General features: G+C 39.9%; 12 protein-coding genes. 9 read left to right on the forward strand and 3 right to left on the reverse strand.

The annotated features are described in order from the left end of the window. The first annotated feature begins 275 nt into the window (after positions 1-275). Complete coding sequence (locus RLO81_RS06245) at positions 276-1,925, forward strand: NADH-ubiquinone oxidoreductase-F iron-sulfur binding region domain-containing protein (protein ID WP_350108786.1); 1,650 nt, start codon at positions 276-278, stop codon at positions 1,923-1,925. Between the two features lie 3 nt (positions 1,926-1,928). Then, positions 1,929-4,652, forward strand: a complete 2,724-nt coding sequence (gene fdhF / locus RLO81_RS06250) for a formate dehydrogenase subunit alpha (RefSeq protein ID WP_350108788.1) — start codon at positions 1,929-1,931, stop codon at positions 4,650-4,652. 21 nt (positions 4,653-4,673) lie between these two features. On the opposite strand, the gene RLO81_RS06255 is transcribed toward fdhF, so the two are convergent. The 3 genes from RLO81_RS06255 to fdhD are packed head-to-tail and all read right to left on the reverse strand — an operon-like array spanning position 4,674 to position 6,595. Further along, on the reverse strand, positions 4,674-5,324 hold the full coding sequence (locus RLO81_RS06255) for a hypothetical protein (RefSeq protein WP_350108791.1): 651 nt from the start codon (positions 5,322-5,324) through the stop codon (positions 4,674-4,676). A 17-nt stretch (positions 5,325-5,341) separates the two neighbouring features. Further along, complete coding sequence (locus RLO81_RS06260) at positions 5,342-5,698, reverse strand: DUF7009 family protein (protein ID WP_350108794.1); 357 nt, start codon at positions 5,696-5,698, stop codon at positions 5,342-5,344. A 60-nt stretch (positions 5,699-5,758) separates the two neighbouring features. Then, entirely contained in the window at positions 5,759-6,595 is an 837-nt protein-coding gene (gene fdhD / locus RLO81_RS06265; RefSeq protein ID WP_350108797.1) for a formate dehydrogenase accessory sulfurtransferase FdhD, read from the reverse strand. Between the two features lie 112 nt (positions 6,596-6,707). Between fdhD and RLO81_RS06270 the strand changes: the two genes are divergently transcribed. The 7 genes from RLO81_RS06270 to RLO81_RS06300 all read left to right on the forward strand — a co-directional run. Continuing rightward, the gene (locus RLO81_RS06270) at positions 6,708-7,583 is read left to right on the forward strand and encodes a MerR family transcriptional regulator (protein WP_350108800.1); all 876 of its coding nucleotides are present in this window, start codon (positions 6,708-6,710) and stop codon (positions 7,581-7,583) included. 117 nt (positions 7,584-7,700) lie between these two features. Next, positions 7,701-8,207, forward strand: a complete 507-nt coding sequence (locus RLO81_RS06275; RefSeq protein ID WP_350108803.1) for an RNA polymerase sigma factor — start codon at positions 7,701-7,703, stop codon at positions 8,205-8,207. A 5-nt stretch (positions 8,208-8,212) separates the two neighbouring features. Further along, positions 8,213-9,685, forward strand: a complete 1,473-nt coding sequence (gene crtID / locus RLO81_RS06280) for a bifunctional phytoene desaturase/3,4-desaturase (RefSeq protein WP_350108806.1) — start codon at positions 8,213-8,215, stop codon at positions 9,683-9,685. Beyond that, positions 9,682-10,518 carry a phytoene/squalene synthase family protein gene (locus tag RLO81_RS06285; protein ID WP_350108809.1) on the forward strand — a complete coding sequence of 279 codons (837 nt, stop codon included), beginning with the start codon at positions 9,682-9,684 and terminating at the stop codon, positions 10,516-10,518. Before crtID ends, RLO81_RS06285 begins: the two co-directional genes overlap by 4 nt. Positions 10,519-10,522: 4 nt before the next feature. Continuing rightward, entirely contained in the window at positions 10,523-11,047 is a 525-nt protein-coding gene (gene idi, locus RLO81_RS06290) for an isopentenyl-diphosphate Delta-isomerase (protein ID WP_350108812.1), read from the forward strand. Positions 11,048-11,092: 45 nt separating this feature from the next. After that, on the forward strand, positions 11,093-11,269 hold the full coding sequence (locus RLO81_RS06295) for a DUF6435 family protein (RefSeq protein WP_350108815.1): 177 nt from the start codon (positions 11,093-11,095) through the stop codon (positions 11,267-11,269). Continuing rightward, a partial coding sequence (locus tag RLO81_RS06300) for a deoxyribodipyrimidine photo-lyase (protein ID WP_350108818.1) occupies positions 11,262-11,882 on the forward strand: 621 nt, incomplete at its 3' end. The genes RLO81_RS06295 and RLO81_RS06300, both read left to right, overlap by 8 nt.

The raw sequence follows: 11,882 nt of genomic DNA on the forward strand, positions 1-11,882 counted from the left end.
TTTTATTTGGGCTCTAAGGCCATATTTCACTCAACCCTCACCACCTCACTCTTACTAATTGGCGTTTTACTGGTATGTATACTTACTGATATATAATATAGTAGAAAAGAACTGGCAAAACATCTTAGCCTATCGCACTCTTAAAACCAGCATTCCCCCTCCCCAAAATATTAACCCCTTTTCAAATTGCATTCCTGCCCAGTTGAAAGTAAATTTAGTAGTTGATAATAGGCCTTTGCGCTGAGTTCAAAGGTTTGCACTACTAAAACTGCAGCATGTCTAAAAATTTAAGTGAATTATCTGGTCGTAAAGGAGTAGTCGATAACCTGTTTGAGAAAATGGGTAAGCTGGCTTCTGAAACAGGCACCCCCGAAAAAGCAGATCTTGATGCCCTGGCTAAGGAGTTTCTCATCGGAAAATCCTCCACCTACGGCACTACCACTTTCTATGATTTTATGAAGCCCGAAAACAAGGGCAAGAAAGTGTATGTCTGCAATGGCTCGGCTTGTCTTTGTGCCGGCACTCAACAAGATGTTCACGATACGCTGTCAAAGAAATTTAAAGCCGATGAAATTGGTCACATGACCTGCCTCGGTCGCTGCCATGAAAACAGTGCATTTCATTACAATGGCACCAACTACTCAGCTAAGTCAGCTTCAGAAATAGAAAATATCATCAGTACAAAAGCCCCTGCCAAAGACACGTACCATGTGGTTAGCGATAATCCTGTGCTTACGGCTAAATACGAAGGCTTTGAAGCACACTATGCGGTATTGAAAGCGGCACTGGCAAAATCACGCGAAGCAGTATTAGAAGAAATTAAAACCTCGGCCATTCGTGGTCGTGGTGGTGCAGGCTTCCCGATGGGCTTTAAGTTGGAGAGCTGCAAAAACGAAGAAAACGATACGAAATTCATTATCTGCAATGCCGATGAAGGTGATCCGGGAGCCTATTCCGATCGCTATCTGCTGGAAGAACGACCACATTCTGTGCTATTTGGGATGATGATAGCGGGCTATGTAACAGGCGCTACCTGGGGCATTGTGTATATCCGTGGTGAATATCCTGAATCGGTCACCATTGTTGAAAATTCCATCAATGAACTGCGAGAGAATGGCTATTTAGGAGAAAATATATTAGGTACGGATTTCAGCTTTGATCTGAAAGTTATCCGTGCGCAGGGTGCTTATATCTGTGGTGAAGAAACAGCATTAATCAACTCAATAGAAGGGCAACGCCCGGAAGTGCGTACTCGTCCGCCCTTCCCTACTACGCAAGGTTTGTTCAACAAACCCACCGTGGTAAACAATGTCGAGACATTGGCCGCGCTGCACTACATTATCAAAAATGGTGGCAAAGCCTATAAAGCATTGGGCACCGAGAAATCATCAGGAACGAAGCTCATCTGCTGTGATAGTTTCTTCAATAACCCAGGCATCTACGAAGTAGAAATGGGTACGCCCTTATCTAAAGTTGTGCATGAAATGGCCGGTGGATTCAAAAAACCTGTTAAAGCTTTGCACATTGGCGGTCCATTAGGTGGCATTGTGCCGGTAGATAAAATCAAAGACCTGAATGTAGATTTTGAGTCTTTTGCCAGCAATGGTTTTTTGTTAGGTCATGCGTCTGTGGTAAGTATTCCGGAAGACTTCCCAATGATTAAATATTTAGAACATCTGTTTGAGTTCGCTTCTTTTGAGAGCTGCGGAAAGTGCTTCCCATGCCGCTTAGGCACGAAAAGGGCGCACGAAATGTTCCAGAAGTCAGCGGATAGTGATTATAAAATCTCGAGAGAATTATTTGACGATTTATTATCTACCCTGCAGCAGGGCAGCTTGTGCGCACATGGCGGTGGCATCCCACTTCCGGCAAAAAATGCACTGCAGTATTTTGGTGATGAATTGAATAAACATTTTGAAAAATAGGATATGAGTAAGGTAGCATACATCAACGACAAGGCTTATCCCTTTCATGAAGGCGAAACCATGCTTTCGTTCCTTCGCAGGCACAACGGCAAAAAATCTGTACCTACTTTATGTGACGCTCCTAACCTGGAGCCTTTTGGTAGCTGTAGGGTGTGTAGCGTAGATGTAGCGTTGCAAAAAGAGGGAAAAACCAAAGCTATGGCCAGTTGTCACAGTCCTATGCAGGAAGGGATGTACCTCTATCCTGACTCGCCCAATATCCAAAAGCTTAGAAAAAATATTATTGAACTCGTACTAACTGACCATCCATTGGACTGCCTCACCTGTGAGGTGAATGGCAATTGCGAATTGCAGGATGTAGCTGCAAGTGTGGGTATACGTGATGTGCGTTACCCTGAAGGTGAAACACACCTCCACCGAGAAAAAGACCTTTCTCACCCGTATATGACTTCCGATTTATCGAAGTGCATTAACTGCTACCGTTGTGTACGTGCCTGTGATGAGGTACAGGGTGAATTTGTATTGAATATGGCCGGCCGTGGGTTTGATAGCCACATCATCAAAGGAAATGATCAGTCTTTCAAAGAATCTGACTGTGTGAGTTGTGGTGCTTGTGCACAGGCTTGCCCAACATCCGCCATTAGCGATGTCTTTGAATCTAAGTCAGTAGCTAAAGCTGAGAAGACACGAACCGTTTGTACCTATTGCGGTGTGGGTTGTAACCTGGAGGTTTCTACCAAAAACGGTGAGATATTATCCATTCAGGCACCTTATGATGCTGCCGCCAATGGTGGACATACATGCCTCAAAGGGCGTTATGCATTTAAATTCTACAACCACCCTGATCGACTGAGAACACCATTGATCAAACGCAACGGCAAGTTCGAAGAGGCTACCTGGGATGAGGCCTATGATTTTATCACGGACAAATTCAAACAGCTTATTGCTGATCATGGTCCGGATTCGATAGCAGGAATATCTTCAGCACGTACGCCCAATGAGGAAAATTACCTGATGCAGAAATTTATGCGTGCGGTGGTAGGGACAAATAATATTGACTGCTGTGCGAGGGTATGCCACTCTCCTACGGCTTTGGGCATGCAGCGTGCCTTTGGTACGGGTGCAGCTACCAATTCTATTGACGATCTAAACTATACCGATTGTATTCTTGTGATTGGTGCGAACCCAACAGACGCCCACCCGGTAACAGGTGCTAAGATCAAGCAGAAGTTGATGAAGGGCACGATGGGCATCATTATCGATCCCAGGAAAATAGAATTGGCCAAATATGCCAAGTACCACTTGCAGCTTCGTCCGGGTACGAATGTCGCGCTATTGAACATGATGCTGTATTACATCATCACAGAAGATGTGATGGACAAAGACTTTGTGGCAAAGAGAACAGAAGGGTTTGAAGAATTTAAACAGGAAATCCTGAAACTCGATATGGATGAGCTGGCAGCCATCGCAGGTGTTGATAAAGACTTGGTGAAAGAAGCGAGTTTGGCCTATGCAAAAGCGAATGCTGCTATGGAATTCCATGGACTTGGCGTTACAGAGCACAGCCAGGGTACGTTTACCGTTCAGTTGATTGCTGATTTGGCCATGATTACCGGTAATGTAGGTAAGCGCGGTGCTGGGATGAACCCATTACGTGGACAAAACAATGTACAAGGTGCTGCCGATATGGGCGCACAGCCACATCAGGGGGCAGGATATTTGGATGTTACCAATCCTGATATTAATGCCAGATACAATACCTTCTACAATGCCAATGTACCGAGCCATGTTGGGTACAAGATTCCAGAAATGTTCAATGCGGCCATCAAGGGAGACTTGAAAGCCCTTTGGCTGATTGGTGAAGATGTGGTACAAACCGATCCGAACACGCAAAAAGTAATGAAAGCCATGGATAGTCTTGAGCTTTTGGTCGTTCAGGAAATCTTTATGACCGAGACTGCCAAGCATGCTACTGTGATCTTACCGGGTGCTTCCTTCCTTGAGAAGAACGGCACGTTTACCAATGGTGAGCGTAGAGTGCAACGAGTGAAGAAAGTAGTAGAGCCATTGGAAGGCACTAAGCCTGATGGTGAGATTATTGTTGATATTATGAATAGAATGGGCTATCCGCAACCACCATACACGCCAGAAGGTATGCTGGAAGAAATCTCACAAATTGTTCCATTCTTTGAAGGCATCACTTGGGACAACCTAGGTGACAATGGCCTGCAATGGCCTGTTAAAAAAGGAGGTGTTGATACTCCCATGCTTCATATTGATGAGTTTAAGCGAGGCTTAGGCAAATTCACTTTCCAGAATTTCAAAGAATCTGTTGAAGTGGAAACGCATGGTAAGGATTATCCTTATATCATTACCACTAACCGAGAGCTAGAGCATTACAACTGCGGTACGATGACCCGCAGAACAGGCAACGTGGATATTTTGACTGAAGATGTATTAATGATCAACCCTAAAGATGCTGCTGATAATATGATTGAAGACGGCCAGATGGTTTGTGTGGAATCACCAAGAGGCAAAGTAGATATCAAAGCCTTTATTACCGATGAAGTGAAACCTGGAGTGATGAGCTCTACCTTCCACTTCCCTGAGATCATGCTCAACAACATTACCAGCGATGTGCATGACAGCGAAGCCATGTGCCCGGAATATAAAGTGGTGATGTGTAGGGTGAGAAAGAGTAAGGGGAAGTATAAGCAGTTGGTTTAGTTAGTTCGAAGTTCTATGTTCTTAGTTCAAATTATATTCATCAATATTCAAATTGTTTGATTCGAATAAGGTTTTGATATCAACTCCATTTTTCATCATTTGAATTTTAAGAACATTGCAATTTCCATCTTTTATTAATGCTTGATTTGGATTTCGGGAATCAATTTTCATCAATACATTTTCGACTATTGTCGTAGAAGAAGCCTTATTACCATTATCAAAAATGTCAAATATGATTGTTTGTGAAACTCGTTCCCAAACACATACTAATATTTTACAATTCAACACTTCACTTAACATACTAATTTTATCCTCATCAGTTATAATCACTGTTTCAGGATCATTGAATACAGTAGAATTATCTAATTCAATTATGCCTTTCTTTAATTCATTAGTATTGTTATTAACTTTATCATTCCAACTTTGAAAAGAGTCTGTCTTTTGACTTATGCCTATTATTTTATAGTCAAATGAATTAATAAGATTTTCAATAGCAGTTTTAACATTTAATGAAGGATGTTGAAGAATGACCATAAGGGAAAATGATTGGGAATCACTTTCTGAAAGTCTTCGATAGACCTTGTTAGATTCACTTACATCTCGGTTATTCCACCATTTAAATAGAAGGAATATTCCAACTAATATTAACGTTGCTATTACAGATCCTGGCATAGACAATATAAGTTAGATCACGCCCTTGGATTCGCATACAAATCACTTTCATCTTCCTTCCTCGGCACCAGGCACTGAAAATCTTTTTCTATCAAAACATCTAGTTTTTGGTCGCCATGCTTAACCACTGCATCAAAACCTACCTGATCCGTGGTCGTCCATTTGTTTTTGATGGATTCTGGCACACCTATACGGATGGTATTCATTTCATACAAAGCAGTTACTTCATTACCGGAAGATGTTTCTATCAGATAGGTCAGTGAATTAGATCCGAATTCAATATGTTCTTTTACTAATCCGTTTTCAGCAAAAGTTTCAACATCTGTTTTGCTTAATCTCAACCGTAACGTATTTCCTTGTATTCTTAATTTCATTTTTTTAGATGTTGGTTGTTGGTTCTTGGTTGTTGGTTCAATAGAGTAAATCACTAACAACTAAGAACCAATAACTCTGAACGTATTCGTGTAAATGTTAAAACTATTATTTCTTACAAACCCCAGCAATGTGAGGTTCGATTTTTCTGCTAAATCTACCGCCAGGCTGGAAGGTGCACCCACAGCTGCCATGAGCGGAATGCCCAGCATCACTGCTTTTTGAACTAACTCAAAACTTGCACGGCCACTCACTAAAATAAAATGCTCTTCCGGTTTTATGGATGTGTTGAGTATGGCGCCCACCAATTTATCAAAGGCATTATGTCGGCCAACATCTTCTCTAAGAAGTATAAGCTTGCCAGTCGTATCAAATAATCCCACAGCATGCAAACCACCAGTATGTTCAAACACATTTTGGGCTTCGCGCAATGTCTGGGGTGATGCATGAATTACCGCCTCCGCAAACACACAATCAGACTTTATACGCTCACATTGTTGATGGATAGAATCAATGGAGGCTTTGCCACAGACACCGCAACTGGAAGTAGTGTAAAAATTACGCTCCAGTCCGGCCAGATTAATATCAACCTCAGGGCTTACCTCTACCCTTACCACATTGCCTTGCTCTTCCTCCTTAACATTTTCGCAATGCCTGATGCTAACAATATTGGATGCTGATCGAATTATCCCTTCTGTAAATAAAAACCCCAACGCCAGCTCTAAATCCTGGCCAGGCGTTCGCATTGTCACAGCTATTTTCTTTTCTTCTCGCTTCATATCACCGTAACCAATTCGTATTTCCAAAGGCTCCTCTACCGCCAACAAATCCGATTTTTGCATGACAGACCCATTTTTCACGTTTGAGATATTCGTGTGTGTTACAGCCAGTTTCTGCATAGTTAAATTTACTAATATTCAGAGAAGAATAATGGAATTACCAGACCTACTTATTTTTTCATAACATTGTGATTATCTATTTGTTATACTAGCTAAGTTAGCAAAGAAGCGTATGGGACAATATTCTATTAAAGAGCTTGAGGCTCTTACGGGCATCAAGGCCCACACTATAAGAATTTGGGAAAAGCGCCACAATTTAATCCAACCTCAAAGAACTGAAACTAATATTCGCCTGTATAGCGATGACGATCTTAAACAGATTTTGAATGTATCAATTTTGTACAATCAAGGATACAAAATTTCAAAAATCGCTAACCTAACTCAGCCCGAGCTTCTCAATAAAGTTACAGAGCTTACTAACGAGGAAAAACCCGTAAACGAATTATATATCGATCAATTCACCATAAGCATGGTGGAGATGGATGAGTCCAAATTTCACCGGATGCTTTCTCAGGCAATCATCAAATTCGGATTTGAAAATACAATGCTCAACATTATTTATCCGTTTTTGAGAAAAATAGGCGTGCTGTGGTTGTCCAACAACATTAATCCAGCTCAGGAACATTTTATTTCTAATCTCATACGACAAAAAATTATTGTAGCGATTGATGGCCTAGATCACGAACATACTGATAAAAGTTTAACAGCAGTGCTGTTTCTGCCTGAGAGTGAAATGCATGAAATAGGCCTATTATTCTTTCATTATTTGGTGAAGAAAAAAGGATATAAAACATATTATCTCGGACAGAATGTGCCATTGCCAGACTTAAAAAAATCTGTCGAAAAAGTAAACGCAGACATTTTAATAAGTGCTATTTCCTATGTGGGAGATGAAAAAGAGCTAGAAAAATACCTGGCTGTACTTGACGAAACCTTTAGCGATAAAAAAATACTTATCGCTGGTAAGGCTCTTATCGATCGTAAAAGTATGTTGCCAGAATCTATTCAAACGTTCGCTACGCCAGAAGAACTGCATACACTCCTGTGATTTTAACATTATAGATTTTATCTGTTTAACGATAGATGATTATTATTAAACAAAAACTTGTTATTGTCTTCTATTTTAGTATATTTGTTTAACGTTTACCATTAAACATTAAACATTATGACTGCTGTAGAATTTAACCACCAAGTTGCATCGTTAAAAAGCACACTCGAACTATTCACCCGAAGGTTTACCACTGACAAAATGGAATCTGAAGATTTGGTTCAGGATACAGTACTAAAAGCTTTAACCTATAGAGATAAGTTTAAAGCTAATACAAATCTAAAAGGATGGCTTTTTACGATCATGCGTAACACATTTATTAACAAGTATAGAAAAGCACAAAGAGCAAAGACCACTACGGATGATACACCAGAATTATATTATCTAAATGTGGCCGACAATTACACTTTTAATACTCCTGATGGAACATTTGAGTATCATGACATTCAAAGATGTGTTAATGAAGTAAAAGAAGATTTATTAGTGCCGTTTCAAATGCATACTGAAGGTTTTAAATACCATGAAATTGCTGAAGAATTAAATATACCCATAGGTACTGTTAAGAATAGAATCTTTCATGCTCGTAAAGAAATACAGAAAAAATTAGTAGCTTATTCCAGATAAGCACTATGAAAAAGAAAATAGCAGTTATAGGTTCAGGGTTTGCAGGTATGTCGGCTGCTAGTTTCCTGGCCAAAGGTGGCTGTGAAGTCACCATCTATGAAAAAAATGAGACCATCGGAGGGAGAGCCAGAAAGTTCTCGGCTGATGGTTTTACTTTTGATATGGGTCCAAGTTGGTATTGGATGCCCGATGTATTTGAATCATATTTCGAACGACTCGGGTACAAGGTTGAAGATTTCTACAAATTAGAAAGGCTCGACCCCTCCTATCAGGTATTCTTTGAAGATAAGTTAGGTGTAGATATTCCGGCTTCAATGGACGAAATACACCAACTCTTCGAGTCCATTGAAGAAGGTAGTAGTAGTAGACTCAAACAATTTTTAGAAGAAGCAGCCTACAAATATGAAGTAGGCATTAATGATTTAGTATATAAACCGGGAAGATCATTAACGGAGTTTCTGGACGCGAGGTTAGCCATTGGAGTATTCAAGCTTCATGTCTTTCAATCCATTTCCAAATACATTAGAAAATATTTCACACACCCTAAGTTAATACAGCTTTTAGAGTTCCCTGTCTTATTTCTTGGTGCTAAACCGCAGGATACTCCTGCGCTCTACAGTCTCATGAATTATGCAGACATCAGTTTAGGAACATGGTATCCGCAAGGCGGAATGAATAAAATAGTTGAAGGGATGGGCAAAGTTGCCAAGGAACATGGTGTAACAATAAAAACTTCTACAAATGTTCAAAAAATAGAAGTTGCCAACGGCAGTGTCAAAGGAATAATTATTAATGGCAAACTGTTAGAATACGATTATGTAGTTGGTGGAGCTGACTATCATCATGTAGAGCAACAATTGCTAGAACCAAAATACCGTATGTATGATGAAAAGTACTGGGATTCGCGAGCCATGGCGCCATCCAGTTTAATATATTATCTGGGAGTAAATAAAACGCTTGAAAAGCTTAGGCATCACAATCTATTCTTTGATGAGTCATTCGACACACATGCCGAAGAAATTTATGATGCGCCACAATGGCCATCGAAGCCTCTTTTTTATGTTTGCTGCCCATCGAAAACAGACGATACTGTGGCACCAGCAGGCATGGAGAATGTATTTATTCTCATTCCTGTGGCCCCAGACTTAAAAGATACGGAAGAAGAAAGACAAAAATACTTTAATATGGTGATGGAACGTATGGAGCGACTCACCGGCCAATCCATTCGCGAACACGTTGTATATCAGCGTAGTTACGCTCACAAAGACTTTATAAGTGACTACAACAGCTTTAAGGGAAATGCTTATGGCTTAGCAAATACATTAAAGCAAACGGCAATTTTAAAACCCTCAATAGTAAACAAAAAGGTAAAAAGATTGTATTATACAGGTCAGCTTACTGTTCCCGGACCGGGTGTGCCGCCTTCGCTCATTTCTGGTCAGGTAACAGCTAAAGAAATATTAAAATCGATAGGATGAAAGAATTATTCGACAACGTGTCTATAAGAAGCAGCCGAATGGTCACCAAAGCCTACAGTACTTCCTTTTCGTTAGGGATAAGTTGTTTGGATAAACCATTGAGGGATCCGATTTGTGCAATTTATGGCTTCGTACGTTTTGCTGATGAGATTGTTGACACCTTTCATGATTTTAATAAACCTGAATTATTGGAGCGGTTTAAGAAGGACACCCACCTGGCTATTGAAGAAAAAATTAGTCTAAACCCTATCCTCAATAGCTTTCAGCACGCTGTTAATGACTATAATATAGATCTGAAATTGATCGACCAGTTTCTCTACAGCATGGAGATGGATTTAACCAAAGTGGAACATTCTCAAAGATCGTATGAAGAATACATCCTAGGATCTGCAGAAGTTGTGGGCCTCATGTGCCTGAAAGTTTTTTGCTATGGTGATCAAGCCCACTATGAAAGGCTAAAACCTTATGCTATGAAATTAGGATCAGCCTTTCAAAAGATCAACTTTCTGCGCGACCTAAATGACGATTTTCTAGATATGGGCAGAACCTATTTCCCTGGTGTTTCTCTTGAACATTTCGATGAAATAGAGAAAAAAGAAATCGAAAAAGATATCGAACAGGACTTTCAAATGGGGTTGGAAGGAATTAAGAAGCTACCTAAATCATCACGTTTTGGTGTGTATTTGGCCTATGTTTATTACTACGCGCTGTTCAATAAAATTAAAAACACACATGCTTCAAGGGTCTTACATAAACGCATTAGAATACCCAACCCTAGAAAATTTTCGTTATTGTTTTATACCTATTTAAGACATCGATTTAACATCATCTAAAAACATGGAAGAGGTAGTATTGGTAAACCCAAAAGACGATGAAGTTGGCACCATGGAAAAAATGGAGGCACACTTAAATGGTGTGCTCCACAGAGCGTTTTCAGTTCTAGTATATAATAACAAAGGTGAAATGTTACTTCAAAAAAGGGCCCACACTAAATATCATTCTGGAGGTCTCTGGACAAACGCCTGTTGCTCTCATCCCAGACCAGACGAATCCAACGCAGCGGCAGCAAAAAGAAGACTTATAGAAGAGTTAGGTATTAATGCAGAGCCTGAATATCTCTATAAATTTATCTACAAAGCGAAATTAGATAATAACCTCACAGAGCATGAATATGATCATGTTTATACCTGCATTACAGACCAAGAACCACTTTTAAACAAGGCAGAAGCAGAGGACTATAAATATGTTGAAATGACTGACCTTTTTAACGATGTAGATAAAAATCCTGATAGCTACACTGTTTGGTTTAGAATGATTGTTGATAAACTTAAAAACAGATTGGAAATAACTGCCAGGCAATAACTTTCGGGTTTCGTTGGTGTTATGGAGATATAAAAGAAACTAACTATGTTCAATTTATTCAAGTCTAACCCAACTAAGAAATTACGAAATAAAGCCAATAAACTCTATAAAGAGGCCATGGAAATTCAGCGCTCCGGTGACTTAAAACTTTATGCCAGCAAAATGGCCGAAGTAGAAGAGTTAGAAAAGAAAATTGCTGATCTCAAAAAACAAAATGAGTAAATCTAAAGTAGCCATATTTTGGTTTAGAAGGGATTTAAGACTTGATGATAATACAGGACTCTACCATGCGCTAAAAGGTGAATATCCTGTTTTGCCTTTGTTTATTTTTGACAGTAATATTCTCGATAAACTGGAAGATGAGGACGATGCCCGGGTTAATTTCCTTCACTCCGAATTGTCAGATATAAATGACCAACTGAAGAATAAAAACAGTAGTGTATTGGTGAAGCATGGTACACCAGTTACTATATGGCAAACGTTACTCCAGGATTATGATATCCAAGCGCTCTATGCCAACCGTGATTACGAGCCATATGCCAGGGCAAGAGACAAAGAAATTTATGAACTACTGGAAGCCAAAGGCATCAAATTCCACTCCTTCAAAGATAACGTATTATTTGAAAAGAATGAAGTGATTAAAGATGACGGCAACCCCTACGTTGTTTTCACTCCCTATTCAAAATTATGGCTAAAAACATTGAAACCAGAGCATTTAGAATCGGTTACATCTGCACTTCAATTCGAAAATTATTATACCGGGCAAGTTCCTGAGATGCCGTCATTGCAAGACATAGGATTTAGAGAAAGTAGTGTTCCCTTTCCTGACAAATCT

The organism is Fulvivirga sp., assembly GCF_040220315.1.
Classification (GTDB): Bacteria; Bacteroidota; Bacteroidia; order Cytophagales; family Cyclobacteriaceae; genus Fulvivirga.